The following is a 21,349-nucleotide window of genomic DNA, read 5'->3' on the forward strand; positions in this document are numbered from 1 at the left end:
AAAATCACCCGGCTTTGAATATATACGACGCTACTTATCGGATCATTTTCAAGACTTTGCCTTCATTATTGCTGATGAAGTACAACCCCGGATTTAAATCCCCGACATACAATGTCGACGCATTTGCGGCGGTCTTAATAATTTTTCCTGAAACATCAGATACGGTTACGTCTGAAGGAGCGTTAAAGAAAATCGTATTGGCGGTTGCAGGATTCGGATAGAAACCGAAGGCTTTACGATGCTCCAGTTCCGGGGTGTCGAGCAGTGTAATCACAGTGACCCGCACGTCGTCAAGGCCCAGGTTAGGCCGTGCGCCCGTTCCGCTGATGTAGTAATACACCCAACGAACCTGAACAAGCGGCTGGCCGATACAGTCCGAAGGCAAATCCGTAAACCTTGTCTCGGAAGTCCCGGTTTCTCCAACTATATAATCCTGTGGATTTGCAAATTCTGTCCAGCCGGCATTTGGATTTCCGTTGCCGTCGCCTATGCGGTACTGCATCCGCAATCCATAAATCCTGCTGTTTTGGGCTATGGTGCGTGCCGTCCATTCCACCACCACAATATCATCATTCACCTGATTTGGGTTACCGGTCTGTAATGATAAGGTCTCCAGCGAAAGGACAATGGCTCCGGGTTTACCGGCGGCGATGGTCTCACCGCTGCTTTGTGTCGGATCTGAACCGTCACAAACGCCTGTAAACTGCGAATTTGCCGCGCTTACAAAAGAAATGCCGTCGGCACCCTGCCCAATGAACCTGGCCCGGTTGCTAAGATCATAAGGGCAATGCCAGTCGTCGATATACGAAACGTCAAGCCCGGGATCATTCACATTGTGTGTCCAGAAGGCCATATGATCCGGGAAACTACCTGCCGGCGACGACGCATCCCAGGATTCCAGGACCGCACTACCGATCGGCCCGGGAAGTACCAGCGGTGCAGGATTTGTTACCGTGACAGCTGTTGCCGTCCCCGATAAATCCACTATGCGCGACGCTGCTCCGGGTGATGAGATCGTTACCGTCCCTGTGTAAGAACCGGCAGCCGCAGCATTGAGTCTCACGTAGATTGCGACGGGCCCAAGGAAATCGGCAGTTTCAGGGAGCGTAATGGTATCGGTAAAACCCGCATCGGGCTGCAACGAAATTTCAAAATCTGTTGTGGCAACGATGTTGATATCGCCGGTAAGATTGCCTGCATTGACCTGTACGGGTTGCGTTGCGGAAGGTGTTCCCTGCAATTGCGAAAATGCCAGCGCCGTCACATCTGTTTCCAGGACGGTGGCTGTATTTTCAGAAAATACCACGTCATCAATGACAATCCTTGCCGGTGTGCCGGTTCCGTCGGTGCCACGCGACACCAGAAAGTGCAGCAGCACGCTGGGTTGGTTTGCAGCGGCCAGGGGTAGAATGTAATTATACTGCTGAAAGTCAGCCTGGTCCTCATTCGGTAGCGACAGGACCTCCCGGTTTCCGATCCAGGTAGCGCCACCGTCGATCGAAGCTTCCATTTCAAGTACCGTATTCCTGCTGCCATTTCCGTTTGCCATTGCCTTGGCTGCAAAACCGACATTGAGCGAGCTGATCGAGGTCATGTCGAGGCTCACCGTTACGTTTCCTGTAAATGCGGCGGTGGGGATGATACTCATCGCTGCCGGTGCAGAATTAAAATCGGTTTCGTCGCGGTAAATGCGCGTCGCGGTTGCGGTGGGATTTACCCTGTTTCCAGTCCAGTTCGGGATGAAAACCACGTCCTGGCCTTCTGTAAACACGGCATCAAAACTCTCTGTTGACGGATAGGTGCCAATCTGGGCACTGGCTCCGAGACCAATAAGAAACAAAAAAGCGGGTGCAAGTAATTTTTTAATCATAAATACTTTGGTTTGATTATTTTCGATTGGTGAAAATACATAAAAAAATAATGCCTGTTTGTTTAATCGATCCAAAATAGCGCTGCGGCGTCTGACGCAAATTGTTTATTTTTAAATAAAAAAAAATGAAATCACCTGATTGGGCACAAGAGCTGAAGCCGCTCATTGACAAGTATAAGCATAAAAAACATCCGCTGGATTACGGAAACCTGTACCAATTAATGGTGATGGTGGTGCTGTCCGCACAGGATTCAGACGCACACATCAACAAGGTCGCCCCTGCCCTCTTCGACAAATTCCCTGACCTGAAGTCGCTGGCAAAAGCCGAAACCGCAGACCTTGACCCTTACATAGGAAAAGTGCGCAATTTCGGCACCAAATCCGGCTGGCTAATCGATATTGCCCGAACACTAAAGGACGATAAGAACATCCCTACCACCATGGCTGAACTCACCGCGTTGAAGGGCATCGGGAGGAAATCTGCCAACGTGATCATGCGCGAGGCTGAGGCAGACCCGGAAGGCATTATGGCCGACCTGCACGTGCTGCGCGTAGTGCCAAGATTGGGCATTTCGCACGCAAAAACCGGAGATAAGATGGAAAAAGACCTGATGGAGGTGCTGCCGCGCGACATGTGGAGCGATGTCGGGATGGCGATTTCATTCCTCGGGCGTGAAACCTGCCGTCCCAAAAACCCAAAACATTCGGACTGCCTGTTGCGCGATGTATGTGCGTATTGCAAAGCGCACTGCTGATGCCTATATTTGTAAAAAATTCCATGAAATGAAAAAAATCCTGCTGGTCCCTTTCATCCTGTTGTTGATAGGCTGTAAAAAAGAGCAAACCCAAAAAGTTTCGACAATCCTGAAGACCGTTCATGACGACCATTCCTTTTCAGAACCCACCAAAGCCGTTGTCAGGCACCTGGACCTGGACATTGCCGTTGATTTCGACAAACGCGCCATTTCGGGTAAAGCCTCGTGGCAGATTGACAATATCGCGAAAGGGACCGAAATCATCTTTGACGAAAATACTTTGGATATCCTGAAAGTAACCCTCGGCGATGATGAAAAGGTTACGGAATTCCACCTTGGCAACGACGTGGAATTCCACGGAAAACCATTGCACATTACGATTGAGCCCAATACGACGAAAATCAACATCTATTACAACACCACCAAAGACGCGATTGCGCTGCAGTGGCTGAATCCGTTACAGACAGCAGACAAAAAGCAGCCGTTCCTATTCTCGCAGGGCGAAAGCATCTGGTCGCGCACCTGGATTCCGTGCCAGGATTCACCCGGCATCAGGTTTACCTATAATGCAAAAGTGACCGTGCCGAAAGCGCTGATGGCAGTTATGAGCGCAGAGAACCCACAGCAGAAAAATAATACGGGTGTTTACCAGTTCAGGCAAACCAAGGCAATCCCTTCTTACCTGATGGCGATTGCAGTCGGGGACTTACAGTTTCAGGCAATTGATGGCAGGACGGGTGTGTATGCTGAGCCATCGGTGCTGAAGAAAGCAGCGAATGAATTTGCCGAACTGGGCAACATGGTCAAATCAGCAGAAAAACTCTACGGGCAATACCGTTGGGGACGATACGACGTGCTGGTGCTCCCGCCAAGTTTTCCTTACGGCGGGATGGAGAACCCGAACCTGACATTCCTTACCCCCGGCGTGCTTGCCGGAGACCGGTCGCTGACGAGCCTGCTCGCGCATGAATTGGGGCACAGTTGGAGCGGGAACCTCGTTACGAATGCTACCTGGGATGACATTTGGCTCAACGAAGGATTTACCACTTACGTAGAGCACCGCATCGGCGAAGAAGTATTTGGCAAGGCCGAGGCAAAAATGCAGGATGTGCTGAGCCGCAAAGTACTGTCAGACAACATGGCGGAATACGGGAAAGACAATCCCGATACACGGCTTAAAGTGAACACCTCGGGGAAAAATCCGGATGATGGACTGAGCGACATCCCTTATGAAAAAGGATACGCCTTCCTGCAAACCGTGGAAGCTGCCGTAGGCCGGGAAAAATTCGATGCCTTCGTAAAATCATGGTTTGACGATCACGCATTCCAATCGGTGACGACAGCGGATTTTGTGGACTATTTCAACAAAAACCTGATTCGGGGCGACAAAGTTCTGGAAAAGAAAATCAATGCAAAGGGTTGGATTTACGAACCGAATATCCCGTCAAATATCATCACCCCCGTTTCTGAAGACTTTAACGCCATCGATAAAATCCAGAGGACGTGGAGACAAACAGGAATTAAAGGCCTTGCCTCCAAGATAAAGTCTACGAATGAAAAACAACATTTTATCGATTACCTGCCTGAAGACCTTACGCCTGCCGAGATGCAAACCATTGATAAGGAATTCAACTTCACCAAAGGCGGGAATTTCGTAATCAAAAGGCAATGGTTTGTGCAGGCGATTAAACACCAATACAAAGCGGCATATCCTGACATCGAATCCTTCATGATTGCTACCAGCCGCACCGGGTCGCTGATGACATTGTATAAGGAAATGATTAAAACCGCGGAGGGTAAAGCCCGGGCGAAAAACATTTTCGAAAAAGCAAAGCCCGGATACCACCTTACCACGGTCGAAGCCATAGAAAACATCGTTAATAAAGCCTAATAAAAAAGAGTCCTCAAGGGACTCTTTTAAGTATTGCCAAATCAAAAAACGCTTAATCCAATGGTTCGAGCGTAAATTGAAACTGATTATCAGTGACTGACCCCCCGTCAGTCATGATAATGTTCGCTTTGGCAATACCAAGAAGGTTGAGTTCCGTATTGATATTTGCAATGATGGCTGAATTCATTATTTCTCCTTCCGTAATGTTGCTGGTCACACCGATCCAAATGGTAGGCTTGAATTCGAAGACCGCAGCCCCTGAAGGGTTCACATCCGATTTAACCGCCAAAAGCCTGCCGTCTTTGTAAATGTTCACATCAATATTTTCGTTAAGGTTATTGTTAACCTGGATCGATTGTGGTTCTTCCGGCCCTCTACGGCAAAAATCGAGCGCATACTGGGTTTCGCCGGTTACATTGAAAGCTTCCCCGGCCACGGCGTACTGCGTTGGGACATAATTCCCATCCGATGTATTTGCCCCCACTATGTATTGCATCGGAAAACGGAAAGGATAAGAATCGCCCGTTCTGCAATTTTCGATGACCCGCCAGGCTACGGCAATCTCTTCATACGAATCCGCCTCGTTCTGTTGAAAAATTACAATCTGGCTGTTGTTTGCATCCTGCGACCTGTTAATCAGGTTGAGCTGTAAATATTCCATTTTTTTAAACTTTGGATTTATTTTAATTTGACGGTTTTGCCACCCACGACTATTGTCAAAGGTTTCAGGTCAGAAAACACGTGGCTTATGGTATCCGGAGACAATTGTGGTACTTTCCTGTTGAAGGAGCTGTGGCACAAAAAGCATGATCCCTGTTTGTTGTAGCCGGTGCCATTCTGGATGTATGTTTCCATCGTCGTATTGGCGAGCTGACTGGATCCTACTGCCACGCCTGGTGCGGCATCGGTAGCGGCATAACTACGACCGTTGGGCGCTGCGCCTTTCTCAGTCCATGTTGAGCCGATGAACATATAATTTTTACGAAGGTCATTGCCTGCGAGCATTGACATAATCGAATTGTTGATTGAAATTACCTCGCTGTTTGCAATCGCTGGCGTTGCATTTCTCGGGTTCGGTACGCCACTGTCGGCTACGCCCCACGGCTTGGTTCTCGTAGAATTGCTTGGGCTCACGGTATTTCCTTCGGGCGCCCCTTCAAAGGTGGCATACACCGCATTACCTTTAAATTTCATATGCGAAACGTTGATGTTTACCGTGTCCTGTGGCTTTGAATTTAACACCCAATCCCCTTTGATATCGCCTTTTACGGTTTTCACCTTATTCTCTTTATCCACATAGGTGTAACTGAGATTAGGTGACACTGCCTTGTGCTCGAACGTGGACCAGACCATCTCAGGATGTCCTGCCACGCTGCCCACCACATGCATGCCCAGTAGCGCCAGCCTGGCTTTGCGCTGTCCGGTAATCGTCCACTTGGTTGCGGTTTTATCGTATGTCGGTACCAGTGCATCAATTTGTATGTAGCTGTCCGCATCCTTAAGTTTGGCCACATCAACCCAGGATGTCTTGATTTCCATCGCAAGCGCTGTCGCATCCGGCAGTGTTACATTGTTGGTTTTGGCATATGCGACAATGCTGTCAAGCACGCTTTGGGTCGTTGGGAAGGTCCTGCCCGACATTTTCCCGTCTTTCACAGCCGTCAGGAATTGGGCGTACACATCGTTGACCATTGTGATGTAATAAACCATAGAACCGTCTTTGGCCATGAGCGCGTCGCCGGTAGCCTGTCCTTCCTCACTATCGATACCAATACTTTTCTCAAGACCGGTCACGGCGCTGAGCAGTAATCCTTTCCTGTGCTGGATGAAAGTCCGATGCCCTAAACTGTCTTCAGGCGACACCGTGTAAAACACCGGAGACTCGATCACGCGCTTCCCGATTCCAAAATCATCCGCGGGAGACGTCATCCATAGAAACATCTGTTCGGACCATTTATAAAAATCACAATTGCTTTTAAATCCGAACGTCAAGCTATTGGCTGCATTTACGAAACCATTTTCAGAAACCTTGCCTTTATCGAACCAGGTTGCGAATTGTTCCGGTGTCAGGGTACACGACTGCAGCACATCCTGTGGCAGGTAATCGGCATCAGTGTCCGCCGAATTTCCGGACTTGCACGACCAGACCAACCCCAAAGCAATCAGAGCTGCTATTGAAGTGCGTAAAATAATTGTTCTCATGTGGTTTTAGGTTATGGTTGATGGGGTAAAAATAAGGGTTCCCTATGAGAGCAAAATGCGTATAAATACCTGTTTTGAAATTCATTGTACGAATAAAAAACCCGCATACAAGACGCAGCGGGTTTTATAAAGACAACGTTTGAAATGGAATTCCGGATTTCCTCGCTTTACATAATACGAATTAATCGACAGGCGTGCCTAGAACTTCCACGTTCGGGCCGATGACCTTCAATGTCTTCATTCTAGCAACCAAAGCAGGCAATGTGGCCTTGTCTTTCATGTGCAATAGAATTACGGGGCGGTTTGTGTCATCCAAAAAACTGAAAATAAAATCCTGTTTTAAATGCGTTTTTGAAACAGCCTTCAATTGGGGGAAAATCTTCCGGAGCGCTTCCATATCCTGCCTGTGGTTCCTGTCAATAACGACAAGCTGTGTCTGCTTGTCTGTAGCGAGGAATTCAAGGCTTTTTGAATCCAATACAGGAGAAGAAAGCTGAATTCCGCGTAAGCGAAACTGGCTCTCCAGTACATCCAGCACAGCATCCCTTTCCGAATTATTTTCGGCATCAGTATATACCGACACATTGCTTAGGAGCAAGTCGTAGTCACTATTCGATTCAGGGAAAGTTGATGCAAACAGATCGACAGCCCGATCGATAAATGGCTTATCTATCGATTTTTTCTGATCGATATACTGCGCCACCAATGGATAGAGCGCTTTTGCAAACCCGTTGATGTATTTGTTGTTGTACCATTCTTCGTCGTCTAACTTGCCGGAAAGGTATTTGTAAGCCCAACCGTTGCCGAGCGCCGTGGCCATTCCCTCGTCAAAAAAACCGCTCGCATGCACATTGTACGGCGAGGTATTTTCGCTGAACCATTTGTCAATTTCCTGCTGTATTTCGTTAGGCTGTTCGTCATACAATACGTGGCACATTTCGTGCAATATCACTCCAATAGTCTCCACAGGCGCGGCTTTGTCTGTCAGCACCCCTACGCACAGACTGTTAGCGTAAGGCTTCGCGGTGGAAATGCCGCTCGTGCCTGGAATGGGATATAAGGTGACCAAAAATGGGATTGAGGAATCCCAGCTCGAGCCGTAAAATTCCCTGAAGATGGGGAACACTTGATATGCTTTTGGAAGGTATTGTGATAACCCGGTAATTTGTTCTTCAAGCTTACTTCTCGAGGTAATCCATACAAACTGGTCGTAGTAGGGTTCCGCCTGTTTCAGTAGCGACAGCATTTTCTGTTGTTCGCTGTTGGGTAAGATTCCGATGATACTGCTATTGAATTCGGTCCAGGTTTCTGCCTTTACCAGTGCAATATAAATCAGGTCCCTGACGGATCTGTTCTGCCTTCTGCTTTCCGGAAATTCCTCTCGGGCGTAACTGTAGTCCATCCTGATTGCGCTGAAGTTTTTGCATAGCAATTTAAAATCGGAATTGTCTTTAGCATTTGCAGTGATGATTTCATTGAGCGTTGATGACGTTCCTGTCCTGTTGATTGCTGTTTCGAGAAAGTTGAAAATTGCATATGGCTTGCTAATCTTAATTTGAATGTTATTCTGAGAAAACACACAATTGAAGACGAAGAGAAAGCAAAAAACCGACATTAACTTATGCATACTAAAAAAAAATATGGCTTACAGGTCTCAAAGATAGAAAATGAGCTGCGGCATGGAGGTCGGACTTAAATTTTTTTTAGGGGAAAAATTAGAAATTAGTTTTTAAAATTGAGTTTTAAAACAAACCAAAGATCCCATCGGGTAATGACTGGATTTCTGGATATTAGTAAAAAAAATATGGGTCTCAAGCTGGGGTCTCAAAAAACCCGAGGCTTTAGCCGAACCGGGCGAAGCTAAAGGCGACGACGCGGGGCTTTGCCCGAACTGCGTCGCATCCCTAAAAAAAAAGAACCCCTCATGTTTCCATGAGGGGTTCCATAAAGAAAGGCGACGACATACTCTCCCACAAAACTGCAGTACCATCTGCGCAGGCGGGCTTAACTTCTCTGTTCGGGATGGGAAGAGGTGAGCCCCGCCGCAATAACCACCTTAAGTCGTTACGCGATCGGTGTTCCGATCACATTATATTATTAACACATTGGGACAAAAATTTACATGCAAAAAGTGTCCCGGGCCCGAAGGCCCGGAAGGCGTACATAAGCTTACGGGTTATTAGTACTACTCGGCTATGACATTACTGCCTTTACACCTGTAGCCTATCGACGTAGTCATCTCCTACGACCCTTAAAAGAAATCTCATCTTGTGGTGGGTTTCGCGCTTATATGCTTTCAGCGCTTATCCCTTCCCGACGTAGCTACTCTGCGGTGCCCCTGGCGGGACAACAGATACACCAGCGGTCGGTCCAATTCGGTCCTCTCGTACTAGAATCAGATCCACTCAAATTTCTAACGCCCGCAGTAGATAGAGACCGAACTGTCTCACGACGTTCTGAACCCAGCTCGCGTGCCACTTTAATGGGCGAACAGCCCAACCCTTGGGACCTTCTCCAGCCCCAGGATGTGACGAGCCGACATCGAGGTGCCAAACCCCCCCGTCGATATGAGCTCTTGGGGGAGATCAGCCTGTTATCCCCGGCGTACCTTTTATCCTTTGAGCGATGGCCCTTCCATGCGGAACCACCGGATCACTATGCTCTACTTTCGTACCTGATCGACCTGTATGTCTCTCAGTCAAGCTCCCTTATGCCATTGCACTCTACGCACGGTTACCAAGCGTGCTGAGGGAACCTTTAGAAGCCTCCGTTACTCTTTTGGAGGCGACCACCCCAGTCAAACTACCCACCAAGCACTGTCCCCCACATTATGGGGTTAGGCTTCAGATAAGCAAAGGGTGGTATTTCAACAATGACTAACCTACGCCTGGCGACGCAGGATCGAAGTCTCCCACCTATCCTACACATCACTTATCCAAAGTCAATACTAAGCTATAGTAAAGGTGCACAGGGTCTTTTCGTCCCACTGCGGGTAAACGGCATCTTCACCGTTACTACAATTTCACCGAGCTCATGGCTGAGACAGTGTCCAGATCGTTACACCATTCGTGCAGGTCGGAACTTACCCGACAAGGAATTTCGCTACCTTAGGACCGTTATAGTTACGGCCGCCGTTTACTGGGGCTTCAATTCAATGCTTCTCCGAAGATAACATCTCCTCTTAACCTTCCAGCACCGGGCAGGTGTCAGGCCCTATACTTCATCTTACGATTTTGCAGAGCCCTGTGTTTTTGATAAACAGTCGCCTGGACCTCTTCACTGCGGCCAGCATTGCTGCTGGCGACCCTTCTCCCGAAGTTACGGGTCTATTTTGCCTAATTCCTTAGCCATGAATCTCTCGAGCACCTTAGGATTCTCTCCTCGACTACCTGTGTCGGTTTACGGTACGGGTTGTATCAATCTGAAGTTTAGAGGTTTTTCTTGGAAGCCCTTAGGTACACTATCTCTTTGTCCGAAGACTCCGAGTACTATCGCATTTCCCCATCGTCTACGCATTTAACTATAAACGATATAGGTAGGTGCTTCAACGCACTATTCCGTCAGTGCGCGGTACTTTCATCACTCCGTCACCCCATCACAATCAATACAAGTACGGGAATATTAACCCGTTGGCCATCGACTGTCCCTTTCGGGTTCGCCTTAGGACCCGACTAACCCTCAGCTGATTAGCATAGCTGAGGAAACCTTAGTCTTTCGGTGTGCGGGTTTCTCGCCCGCATTATCGTTACTTATGCCTACATTTTCTTTTCCAGAAGGTCCAGCATGCCTCACGACACACCTTCAGCCCCGCTGGAATGCTCCCCTACCACTTACAGTAAACTGTAAATCCATAGCTTCGGTACTACACTTATGCCCGATTATTATCCATGCTCGTCCGCTCGACTAGTGAGCTGTTACGCACTCTTTAAATGAATGGCTGCTTCCAAGCCAACATCCTAGCTGTCTGGGCAGACAAACCTCGTTCTTTCAACTTAGTGTAGATTTTGGGACCTTAGCTGATGGTCTGGGTTCTTTCCCTCTCGGACTTGGACCTTAGCACCCAAGCCCTCACTGCTGGTAAACATTATATAGCATTCGGAGTTTGTCAGGAATTGGTAGGCGGTGAAGCCCCCGCATCCAATCAGTAGCTCTACCTCTATATAACTATATCCAGCGCTGCACCTAAATGCATTTCGGGGAGTACGAGCTATTTCCGAGTTTGATTGGCCTTTCACCCCTACCCACAGGTCATCCGAAGTCTTTTCAACGACAACCGGTTCGGACCTCCACTGTGTGTTACCACAGCTTCATCCTGCCCATGGGTAGATCACACGGTTTCGCGTCTAACACTACCGACTAAAGCGCCCTATTCAGACTCGCTTTCGCTACGGATCCACATCTTAAATGCTTATCCTTGCCGGCAACGTTAACTCGTAGGCTCATTATGCAAAAGGCACGCCGTCACCCAACTTGTGGGCTCCGACCGCTTGTAGGCGTATGGTTTCAGGATCTGTTTCACTCCGTTATTCACGGTTCTTTTCACCTTTCCCTCACGGTACTGGTTCACTATCGGTCTCTCAGGAGTATTTAGCCTTAGCGGATGGTCCCGCCAGATTCAGACAGGGTTTCACGTGCCCCGCCCTACTCAGGATACCACTATCCATTACATCCCTTACCCATACGGGGCTATCACCCTCTATGGCAGACCTTTCCAGGTCCTTCCGGTTCAGTTTGCATGAAATGCCGTGGTCCTACAACCCCAGTATTGCCGTAACAACACTGGTTTGGGCTAATCCGCGTTCGCTCGCCACTACTTACGGAATCACTTTTGTTTTCTTCTCCTCCGCCTACTTAGATGTTTCAGTTCAGCGGGTTTGCCCTCCTATCGGAGTAATACATCTTCAATGTATTGGGTTGCCCCATTCAGGTATCGCCGGATCAATTCGTGTGTGCCGATCCCCGGCGCTTTTCGCAGCTTATCACGCCTTTCTTCGCCTCTGAGAGCCTAGGCATCCCCCATACGCCCTTATTTTGCTTATTGTACTTTTGAGTTTACGGTTGACAGTTAACAGTTAACAGTTTGCACTGTAAACCGTAAGCTGTACACTGTAAACTTTGTGTTCTTTCTACTTTTTGTATTTTCTTATCCCAATATGTCAATGAACTTTTTCAATCCGATGGATTGATCGTGGAGAATATCGGAGTCGAACCGATGACCTCCTGCGTGCAAGGCAGGCGCTCTAGCCAGCTGAGCTAATCCCCCGTTTTTAGTGTACGGTCAACCTTTACAGTTAACAGTTGCTTGAACGGTTCACCAGTAAGTGTAACTCAACTTCTAAAATTTCCTTTACCCAAACAAAAAACAAAGTAGTAGTCCCGGGCAGACTCGAACTGCCGACCCCTACATTATCAGTGTAGTACTCTAACCAGCTGAGCTACGAGACTCTGTTTGTTTTTCTTGGATTGTTTTTTTGAACCAACAGCGAGAGTAATGAAAACCATCAGAGATCCTAATGGTAATATGCTAAAATGTCGCCTTTCTCTAGAAAGGAGGTGTTCCAGCCGCACCTTCCGGTACGGCTACCTTGTTACGACTTAGCCCTAGTTACCGGTTTTACCCTAGGCAGCTCCTTGCGGTCACCGACTTCAGGCACCCCCAGCTTCCATGGCTTGACGGGCGGTGTGTACAAGGCCCGGGAACGTATTCACCGGATCATGGCTGATATCCGATTACTAGCGATTCCAGCTTCACGGAGTCGAGTTGCAGACTCCGATCCGAACTGTGACCGGCTTTATAGATTCGCTCCCACTCGCGTGGTGGCTGCTCTCTGTACCGGCCATTGTAGCACGTGTGTAGCCCAAGGCGTAAGGGCCGTGATGATTTGACGTCATCCCCACCTTCCTCACAGTTTGCACTGGCAGTCTTGCTAGAGTTCCCGACTTGACTCGCTGGCAACTAACAACAGGGGTTGCGCTCGTTATAGGACTTAACCTGACACCTCACGGCACGAGCTGACGACAACCATGCAGCACCTTGTAAATTGTCCGAAGAAAAGTCTGTTTCCAAACCTGTCAATCTACATTTAAGCCTTGGTAAGGTTCCTCGCGTATCATCGAATTAAACCACATGCTCCACCGCTTGTGCGGGCCCCCGTCAATTCCTTTGAGTTTCAGGCTTGCGCCCGTACTCCCCAGGTGGGATACTTATCACTTTCGCTTAGCCACTGAAGTTGCCCCCAACAGCTAGTATCCATCGTTTACGGCGTGGACTACCAGGGTATCTAATCCTGTTCGCTACCCACGCTTTCGTCCATCAGCGTCAATCCACCGGTAGTAACCTGCCTTCGCAATCGGTATTCCATGTAATATCTAAGCATTTCACCGCTACACTACATATTCTAGTTACTTCCCGATAATTCAAGGCCTGCAGTATCAATGGCCGTTCCATCGTTAAGCGATGGGCTTTCACCACTGACTTACAGGCCCGCCTACGGACCCTTTAAACCCAATGATTCCGGATAACGCTTGGATCCTCCGTATTACCGCGGCTGCTGGCACGGAGTTAGCCGATCCTTATTCCTACGGTACCGTCAATCTGCCACACGTGGCAGGGTTTCTTCCCGTATAAAAGCAGTTTACACACCATAGATGCTTCATCCTGCACGCGGCATGGCTGGTTCAGGCTTGCGCCCATTGACCAATATTCCTCACTGCTGCCTCCCGTAGGAGTCTGGTCCGTGTCTCAGTACCAGTGTGGGGGATCTCCCTCTCAGGACCCCTACCCATCGTGGCCATGGTAAGCCGTTACCTTACCATCTAGCTAATGGGACGCATGCCCATCTTGAACCGTTGTGACTTTAATAATAAGATGATGCCATCTCAATATACCATGGGGTATTAATCCAAATTTCTCTGGGCTATCCCCCTGTTCAAGGTAGGTTGCATACGCGTTACGCACCCGTGCGCCGGTCTCAAGAATGCAAGCACTCTCTACCCCTCGACTTGCATGTGTTAAGCCTGCCGCTAGCGTTCATCCTGAGCCAGGATCAAACTCTTCATCGTATATTGTTTGCCAATCGCTTGGCGTATTTTTCAGACGAATTTCTAACGTATTTTTATTCTCTCGAAAATCTTCCGATTTCCCTTACTCTCTGCTTACTTCCGAATCACTCCGGAAGTGCTGTCAATCCAATATATCAATGAACGTGTCAATCTTTTCTTATACCGCTTGTGTCTCAAAGCGGGTGCAAAAGTACAACCCTTTTTTACTTTTCCAAGGGTTTTGGCAAAAAAAATTTGTTAATTTATCTTACCCCTTGAAAATCAGCGATTCTTATTTTTTGCAGCCTTTTTTTCTCAAAAGGCGGACAGCAAAGATATAATCTTTTGGCCACCCTGCAAAACTTTTTAAAACCGCCCCAGTATTTTTATGAACTTCCTTATTGCGGGTGCAAAAGTAAGCCCCTTTTTGGGTTTCGCAAACTTTTTGACGTCTTTTTTTGAGGATTTTTAATCCCATCAGCCTAACGCGCTGGGAACGGGAAGGTTGGGCCTGAAAAAAATTTCAACCCTGACAGCCCCGCCAACCCCGCACAGACCGCGTGAGGGACCGCAGCGGAAAGCCCGCAGCGAAGCGAGGACTTGAAGCGCAGTGCCCGACGGCTGAGCCTGCGGAGCCGGCACGCCAAAATTATTCTGTTGTAGAAGCGCTCATCTTGTCAGACCAATATGCTTTCAGCGTGGTCAGGTCAATCGCAAAAGCCGCATCCTGCCGCTGCAGCCTGCCGCTTTGGAATGCCCGCTCGAGAATGGTTTCAATCAGGTAATCTTCACCCACATCACCAGGTTTGTACTCTGTTTTCAGGTTAATATCGAATAGCCTCGCTGTGTTATTGGACCAGAATGCCTTCCAGCCGCTCTTGTATTCGCGAATCAGGTCATATGTGCTGCTGCCCGTTTGCCTGTAAATCAGCTTGACAAGGATCTGCCCGTCCTTACGCGACAGCTTCTTGAGTTGGGGCTTGAATTGGTTGTCTAAATAATCCTCGACAATTTTAAAGTACTTCTTTTTATCTTTCTTGGATTTCATTTTCGCCATACCGGCGTTGAGCGCCGTGAGATTGGTTGCTGTGTTCTTGGCATATGGATACACCTTATATACGCGACGCTGCAGGATGGCAAATTGCCTGCGGGCTTCGGCATCGAGCTTGCTCTTCCGGGTATCGATTACGACTTCATCCAGCGAAATCGTCGGCCCGGAAATCGTATCGGGCTGGTTCAGGTAATCGTCACGCTTATCCGGCTTTTCTTCTTGCGCTGCCGCGGCTGCCGTGATTAAAAAGACCGCAACCATAAACCTCCATGCTCTCATAAAAACAATTTTTAATTTCCAAAATTAGCATTATTAGCTATTAAACTCTAATATCAAATTTATATTTTAGCCGAAAATATATTTTATGAGCGCCGAAAGCATATTAAACGACCAGTCCCTTGAATTTCTTGAAAAATACCTGAATAACGCCTCTCCTACCGGCTATGAATCGGGCGGGCAGCAATTGTGGATGGACTACCTGAAACCGTACGTCGACACATTTATTACTGATACTTATGGCACCGCCGTGGGTGTTATCAATCCCGATGCAAAATATAAGGTAGTGATTGAAGGCCATGCCGATGAAATTTCGTGGTACGTCAATTACATTACGGACGACGGGCTGATTTATGTCATACGCAATGGCGGCTCAGACCACCAGATTGCGCCTTCCAAGCGCGTACACATCCACACTAAAAGCGGTATTGTAAAAGGCATTTTCGGATGGCCTGCTATACATACCCGCAACCGCGACAAGGAAGAGCACCCGAAAATTGACAACCTGTTTATCGATATTGGATGCGAAAACAAGGAGCAGGTTGAAAAAGCCGGGGTCCATGTGGGCTGTGTAATCACCTATCCCGATGAATTCATGGTTTTGAACGGCGATAGATTCGTTTGCCGTGCTATCGACAACCGCATGGGCGGATTCATGATTGCTGAAGTTGCGAGGCTGTTGCACGAAAATAAGAAGGCCCTGCCTTTTGGTTTGTATATCACCAATTCAGTGCAGGAAGAAGTTGGCCTGCGCGGAGCCGAAATGATTACAAATACCATCAGGCCGAATGTTGCCATCGTCACCGACGTGTGCCATGACACCACCACCCCGATGATTAACAAAAAGATTGAAGGCGAAACAAAAATCGGAAAAGGGCCGGTCATTACTTATGCGCCCGCCGTACAGAATAATCTTCGGGAGTTGATCATCAGCGCAGCCGAGGATAATAAGATCCCGTTCCAAAGACTGGCGTCGTCGCGGGTTACCGGTACTGATACCGACGCTTTTGCATACAGCAACGGCGGTGTGGCGTCTGCTTTAATATCGCTGCCTTTGCGTTACATGCACACCACGGTGGAAATGGTGCATCGTGAAGACGTTGAGAACGTAATCCGGCTCATTTATGAATCGCTGCTGAAAATTGAGGGAGAACCCACGTTCTCTTATTTCGGATAAGCTGTAAAAACGAAAAAGCACCATGATCAGCCCTGCAAAACTGATGGTGCTTTTTCTAACTAAACAAAATAATAAAACCTTACTTCTTGGTGTTGTTGAGGCTTTTGATATATTCCGCCGCTTGCGTAGCCTTGGAATTTTCGGCGTAATTCAGGGCGGTAAGCCCGCGTTCATCTTTTGATTTCAAGTTGGCGCCATTTTCTACAAGCAACCTGATGATTTCTACCTGATTGTAACGGGCTGCAAACATCAAAGGCGTCATGCCGTTAGAGGATTCATTGACACTCGCGCCGTATTCTATGAATTTTTTTACCACGTCCACATCGCCCTTACTGATGGCCAGGCAAAGCGGTGTGCCGTTGTACGCGGCGCTTTCGGTATTAGGGTTTGAAACAACACGGTTCTCTGCTGCAACTGCCGCAGTAGTGACTGACAATACAGCCATTGCTAAACAAATGATTGATTTTTTCATGATGATGATGAATTAAGGTGATTGATTGAATGATTGGATCGGAAACAGGACGGCCTTAGTTTGAAAACTGTTTCCTTATTTTTATCTGCCTTTTAGCAGCTTTCTTTTTTAAGACCGGCTTTTTGGAAGGCAAACTGGCTTCCGTAATTTTTAAGTCGGCAGCAATAATGTCATCGATTGTCCTATTATACTTTTTCAGAGTGCCCAATTCACTGGTAATCAGGCTTGGATCAGCCGATGTTGTTATCCTGTTATCGGTGTTAGACAAATTTGCGGCATGCGCTGCATTGAAAGTAGCGAAGAGTGCTACCACGAGGGTTGTGATTGATTTTTTCATGATGATTGATTGATGATTGTTGATTGCCTAATAGACGTAACGATGTTAATTTTGTTACAAAAAGATTTTTAAATTTTTAAATTTAACAATTGATGCTCCGTCATCGGTCTTAAATTACTGAAGATCAGTAATCTAAATTTTGTACATTGTAACATATATCCCGCAACGCGAAAAAATAAAAACTACTTTTTGTTATGCGTGCATACTATTTTTTATTATATTTGAACTCCAACCGACCATATGAAAGAAAAAACAATAGATTATATCCTCCGGGCCACATGGCAGGCAGTTGCCCGCACGTACAATGAAGAAGCGGCGAAATACGGTGCTACTATGGCTACCGGTTTTGCCTTATTAAGCATCGATCGCGAGAAAGGCACGCCGTCAACCGCACTCGGCCCTAAAATGGGTATGGAAGCCACGAGCCTCACGCGCACATTGAAGTCGATGGAAGACAAAGGCCTGATCGTCAGGAAAAAGAATCCGGAAGACGGCCGCGGTGTCTTGATTTACCTCACCGAATTCGGTAAAGAGAAACGTGAATTGTCCCGCAACAACGTGCTCAAATTCAATGAGGCGATCAAAAAGAACATTACCGATGAGCAATTGCGCCACTTTATGCAGGTTGCTGAAACCATTAATGAACTCATACTCGATAAAAATATTTTCAACCAAGAAACTCCCGAATGAAACGAATTATTAAAAAAGTCGCCGTTGTAGGGTCAGGGATCATGGGATCCGGAATTGCATGCCATTTTGCCAATATCGGCGTGGAAGTGCTGCTGCTCGACATTGTCCCCAACGAACTCACGGAAGCCCAAACAAAAAAAGGGCTGACACTCGAGCATAAGGCGGTCAGGAACCGCATCGTTAATGACCATCTGGCCAATGCCCTCAGATCAAAACCTTCACCGATTTACCATCCAAAATTTGCCAGCCGCATCACCACCGGCAACACCACCGATAATATGCCCGAGATCGCAGGTGCAGACTGGATAATCGAAGTGGTTGTAGAAAGGCTGGACATCAAGAAACTGGTTTTTGAGCAAATCGAAAAGCACCGAAAACCGGGTACGCTGGTCACCTCGAATACCTCCGGGATCCCGATCCGACTCATGAGCGAAGGCCGCAGCGAGGATTTCCAGAAACATTTTTGTGGGACGCATTTCTTCAATCCCGCGCGTTACCTGAAATTGTTTGAAATCATTCCTGGCCCGCAGACTTCCCCCGAAGTGCTTGACTTCCTGAATAATTACGGCGAGCAATTTCTCGGAAAAACATCGGTCGTTGCCAAAGATACTCCGGCATTCATAGGCAACCGCATCGGGATTTTCGGGATACAGAGTTTGTTCCATCTTGTCCAGGAAATGAATCTTACGATTGAAGAAGTGGACAAACTGACCGGACCCGTGATTGGCAGGCCGAAGTCGGCCACGTTCCGCACCGTGGATGTCGTCGGGCTTGACACGCTGGTGCATGTCGCTAACGGATTATACCAGGGCGTTCCTGAAGATGAAGCACATGCACTTTTCAAATTACCCGATTTCATCAGTAGGATGGTCGAAAACAAATGGTATGGCAGCAAAACCGGTCAGGGTTTTTACAAAAAAGTAGACAAGGAGATTCTCTCTTTGGATTTAAATACATTGGAATACCGCGCCGCAAAGAAGGCCAGCTTCGCGACACTTGAGCTGACCAAAACAATTGAAAAACCGATTGACCGTTTCAAAGTCCTGATAAAGGGCACCGACAAAGCCGGTGAATTTTATCGCAGGAATTTCGCAGGCATGTTTGCCTACGTGTCGAACCGCGTGCCGGAAATCACAGACGATCTCTATAAAATTGACGATGCCATGAAAGCCGGTTTCGGCTGGGAAAACGGTCCGTTTGAAATCTGGGATGCCATCGGTGTACAACAAGGGATTGAACTTATCCGGACTGCCGGGCTCAGCCGCGCTGCATGGGTTGATGAGATGCTTGCTGCGGGCAGCGAGACCTTTTATACCATCCGCGATGGTGCGACTTACTATTACGATCTGAAATCCAAATCGCAGGTTGAAAAGCCGGGGCAGGATGCGTTCATTATCCTCGACAACATCCGCGATGCCAAAAAAGTCTGGAGCAATTCGGGAGCGGTAATACAGGACCTCGGTGATGGCATCCTGAATCTGGAATTCCGCTCCAAGATGAATACGATCGGAGGCGATGTATTGCAGGCCATCAACAAGGCGATTGATCTCGCAGAAACCCAATACAGCGGCCTGGTCATCGGTAACCAGGGCGCCAATTTCTCCGTCGGTGCCAATATCGGAATGATTTTCATGATGGCTGTCGAGCAGGAATATGACGAACTGAACATGGCTATCAAGATGTTCCAGGACACAATGATGCGGGTACGCTATTCCGCTGCTCCGGTCGTGGTAGCCCCACATGGTATGACATTGGGCGGCGGGTGCGAAATGAGCATGCACGCCGACAAAGTGGTCGCTGCCGCAGAAACCTACATCGGTTTGGTTGAATTCGGCGTTGGTGTCATTCCCGGCGGCGGCGGATCAAAGGAAATGACATTAAGGGCCTCTGATTTGTTCCGAAAAAACGATGTGGAACTAAACGTACTCCAGGAGTATTTCCTGACGGTAGCCATGGCAAAGGTGTCTACGTCTGCGCATGAAGCGTTCGACCTGGGCGTGTTGCAGAAAGGGAAAGACATTGTGGTCGTCAACAAAGACCGGCAAATCCTCGAGGCAAAAAAACAGGCATTGCTTTTGGCCGAAGCCGGTTACAGCAAACCCATCCCGCGCAAAGACATCAAGGTCCTTGGTAAGCAGGCGCTCGGTATGTTCCTGGTTGGGACAGACCAGATGACGGCCGGACATTTCATTTCTGACCATGACAAGAAAATTGCCAACAAGCTGGCGTATGTGATGGCCGGCGGCGATTTGTCCGAACCGACGTTGGTCAGCGAACAATACCTGCTCGATCTGGAACGGGAAGCGTTTTTATCACTTTGTACAGAAAGGAAGACGCTGGAAAGGATTCAATTTATGCTCACCAAAGGCAAACCATTAAGAAATTAAGACATGAAAACAGCATACATAGTAAAAGCATACAGGACGGCGGTGGGTAAAGCACCTAAGGGCGTATTCCGGTTTAAAAGGCCCGACGAACTGGCAGCCGAAACCATCCAATATATGATGGACGGACTTCCTGAATTTGATAAAAAAAGGATTGATGATGTCATGGTCGGCAATGCGATGCCCGAGGCTGAGCAAGGACTCAATGTCGCACGCCTGATATCGCTGATGGGATTGAATATTGTCGACGTGCCCGGCGTGACGGTAAACCGTTACTGCGCATCAGGTCTTGAGACCATTGGGATGGCTACGGCCAAAATACAATCCGGCATGGCGGACTGCATCATCGCAGGCGGAGCGGAAAGCATGAGCTACATCCCGATGGGCGGTTATAAACCCACGCCGGATTATGCGCTGGCCAAAAATGGAAACGAAGACTACTACTGGGGCATGGGTCTCACTGCCGAAGCGGTCGCAAGACAGTTTAATGTATCTCGGGAAGACCAGGACCAATTTGCACTGGAATCGCATCAAAAGGCTTTGAAAGCACAGGCAGAAGGCAAATTTGACGCCCAAATCGTACCCATAACTATCGAACAGACGTTCCTCAACGAAAATGGCAAAAAAGAAACCAAATCCTACACTGTCACAAAAGACGAAGGTCCGCGTGCCGATACAAACATTGCCGCGCTCCACAACCTCAAACCTGTTTTTGCGGCTGACGGCAGCGTGACGGCCGGGAATTCATCACAAATGAGCGATGGCGCAGCTTTTGTACTGATCATGAGCGAGGCATTGGTAAAAGAACTGAACCTCACCCCCATCGCGCGCCTCGTGAATTTCGCCTCAGCCGGCGTCGAACCAAGGATAATGGGTATCGGTCCGGTAAAAGCGATTCCCAAGGCACTGAAACAAGCGGGAATGAAACAGGATGACATTGAGCTCATCGAACTCAACGAAGCCTTCGCGTCGCAATCGTTAGCCGTCATCCGCGAGCTGGGACTCAATCCCGATATCGTGAATGTCAACGGCGGCGCAATCGCATTGGGACATCCTCTGGGTTGTACCGGGGCAAAACTATCGGTACAGCTGTTTGATGAAATGAAACGCCGGGGCAACAAATACGGCATGGTGACCATGTGTGTAGGAACAGGACAGGGATGCGCCGGTATTTACGAACTATTATAACAATTCAAAAACATA

The 21,349-nt window shown here is 48.2% G+C and carries 13 protein-coding genes, 2 tRNA genes and 3 rRNA genes; 6 read left to right on the forward strand and 12 right to left on the reverse strand.

The window, feature by feature from the left end; translation table 11 throughout:
* Window positions 1-34: 34 nt before the first annotated feature.
* Window positions 35-1,870: a T9SS type A sorting domain-containing protein gene (locus HYN48_RS12045; protein ID WP_146171775.1), complete on the reverse strand. Its 1,836-nt coding sequence runs from the start codon at window positions 1,868-1,870 to the stop codon at window positions 35-37.
* A 125-nt stretch (window positions 1,871-1,995) separates the two neighbouring features.
* Between HYN48_RS12045 and HYN48_RS12050 the strand changes: the two genes are divergently transcribed.
* Both HYN48_RS12050 and HYN48_RS12055 read left to right on the forward strand, forming a co-directional pair.
* Window positions 1,996-2,625: an endonuclease III domain-containing protein gene (locus HYN48_RS12050; protein WP_108372047.1), complete on the forward strand. Its 630-nt coding sequence runs from the start codon at window positions 1,996-1,998 to the stop codon at window positions 2,623-2,625.
* A 28-nt stretch (window positions 2,626-2,653) separates the two neighbouring features.
* Window positions 2,654-4,516: a hydrolase/aminopeptidase gene (locus tag HYN48_RS12055; RefSeq protein WP_108373625.1), complete on the forward strand. Its 1,863-nt coding sequence runs from the start codon at window positions 2,654-2,656 to the stop codon at window positions 4,514-4,516.
* Between the two features lie 52 nt (window positions 4,517-4,568).
* Here the strand turns inward: HYN48_RS12055 and HYN48_RS12060 are convergent, their stop codons facing one another.
* The 9 genes from HYN48_RS12060 to HYN48_RS12105 form a co-directional block, all read right to left on the reverse strand.
* Window positions 4,569-5,177 carry a hypothetical protein gene (locus tag HYN48_RS12060; protein ID WP_108372049.1) on the reverse strand — a complete coding sequence of 203 codons (609 nt, stop codon included), beginning with the start codon at window positions 5,175-5,177 and terminating at the stop codon, window positions 4,569-4,571.
* Between the two features lie 17 nt (window positions 5,178-5,194).
* Entirely contained in the window at window positions 5,195-6,718 is a 1,524-nt protein-coding gene (locus HYN48_RS12065; protein WP_146171776.1) for a hypothetical protein, read from the reverse strand.
* A 181-nt stretch (window positions 6,719-6,899) separates the two neighbouring features.
* A complete protein-coding gene (locus HYN48_RS12070) occupies window positions 6,900-8,345 on the reverse strand; it encodes a hypothetical protein (RefSeq protein ID WP_108372053.1) in 1,446 nt (481 codons plus the stop codon).
* Window positions 8,346-8,667: 322 nt separating this feature from the next.
* Window positions 8,668-8,777, reverse strand: a 5S ribosomal RNA gene (gene rrf, locus HYN48_RS12075).
* Between the two features lie 100 nt (window positions 8,778-8,877).
* Window positions 8,878-11,759, reverse strand: a 23S ribosomal RNA gene (locus HYN48_RS12080).
* 148 nt (window positions 11,760-11,907) lie between these two features.
* Window positions 11,908-11,981 (reverse strand) — tRNA-Ala (locus tag HYN48_RS12085).
* A 108-nt stretch (window positions 11,982-12,089) separates the two neighbouring features.
* A tRNA-Ile gene (locus HYN48_RS12090) sits at window positions 12,090-12,163 on the reverse strand.
* Window positions 12,164-12,264: 101 nt separating this feature from the next.
* Window positions 12,265-13,780, reverse strand: a 16S ribosomal RNA gene (locus tag HYN48_RS12095).
* Together the 16S, 23S and 5S rRNA genes with 2 tRNA genes alongside form the textbook arrangement of a ribosomal RNA operon.
* 628 nt (window positions 13,781-14,408) lie before the next feature.
* Window positions 14,409-15,089: a DUF4294 domain-containing protein gene (locus HYN48_RS12105; RefSeq protein ID WP_245945955.1), complete on the reverse strand. Its 681-nt coding sequence runs from the start codon at window positions 15,087-15,089 to the stop codon at window positions 14,409-14,411.
* A gap of 85 nt (window positions 15,090-15,174) precedes the next feature.
* On the opposite strand from HYN48_RS12105, the gene HYN48_RS12110 reads away from it, so the two are divergent.
* Window positions 15,175-16,263 (forward strand): M42 family metallopeptidase, encoded by a 1,089-nt coding sequence (locus HYN48_RS12110; RefSeq protein ID WP_108372059.1) that lies wholly within the window; start codon window positions 15,175-15,177, stop codon window positions 16,261-16,263.
* A gap of 79 nt (window positions 16,264-16,342) precedes the next feature.
* Here the strand turns inward: HYN48_RS12110 and HYN48_RS12115 are convergent, their stop codons facing one another.
* Both HYN48_RS12115 and HYN48_RS12120 read right to left on the reverse strand, forming a co-directional pair.
* Window positions 16,343-16,735 carry an ankyrin repeat domain-containing protein gene (locus HYN48_RS12115; protein WP_108372061.1) on the reverse strand — a complete coding sequence of 131 codons (393 nt, stop codon included), beginning with the start codon at window positions 16,733-16,735 and terminating at the stop codon, window positions 16,343-16,345.
* Window positions 16,736-16,790: 55 nt separating this feature from the next.
* Window positions 16,791-17,072, reverse strand: a complete 282-nt coding sequence (locus tag HYN48_RS12120) for a hypothetical protein (RefSeq protein WP_108372063.1) — start codon at window positions 17,070-17,072, stop codon at window positions 16,791-16,793.
* Window positions 17,073-17,312: 240 nt separating this feature from the next.
* Here HYN48_RS12120 and HYN48_RS12125 point away from each other — a divergent pair, with 240 nt between their 5' ends.
* Genes HYN48_RS12125 through HYN48_RS12135 form a run of 3 tightly spaced genes read left to right on the forward strand, consistent with a single transcriptional unit; the run spans window position 17,313 to window position 21,334 of the window.
* Window positions 17,313-17,762, forward strand: coding sequence for a MarR family winged helix-turn-helix transcriptional regulator (locus tag HYN48_RS12125; protein WP_108372065.1), 450 nt, complete (start codon window positions 17,313-17,315; stop codon window positions 17,760-17,762).
* Window positions 17,759-20,149 (forward strand): 3-hydroxyacyl-CoA dehydrogenase/enoyl-CoA hydratase family protein, encoded by a 2,391-nt coding sequence (locus tag HYN48_RS12130; protein WP_108372067.1) that lies wholly within the window; start codon window positions 17,759-17,761, stop codon window positions 20,147-20,149. Before HYN48_RS12125 ends, HYN48_RS12130 begins: the two co-directional genes overlap by 4 nt.
* A gap of 3 nt (window positions 20,150-20,152) precedes the next feature.
* Window positions 20,153-21,334: an acetyl-CoA C-acyltransferase gene (locus HYN48_RS12135; protein WP_108372069.1), complete on the forward strand. Its 1,182-nt coding sequence runs from the start codon at window positions 20,153-20,155 to the stop codon at window positions 21,332-21,334.
* Window positions 21,335-21,349 lie beyond the last annotated feature (15 nt).

This window comes from Flavobacterium magnum, assembly GCF_003055625.1.
GTDB classification, from domain to species: Bacteria; Bacteroidota; Bacteroidia; order Flavobacteriales; family Flavobacteriaceae; genus Flavobacterium; species Flavobacterium magnum.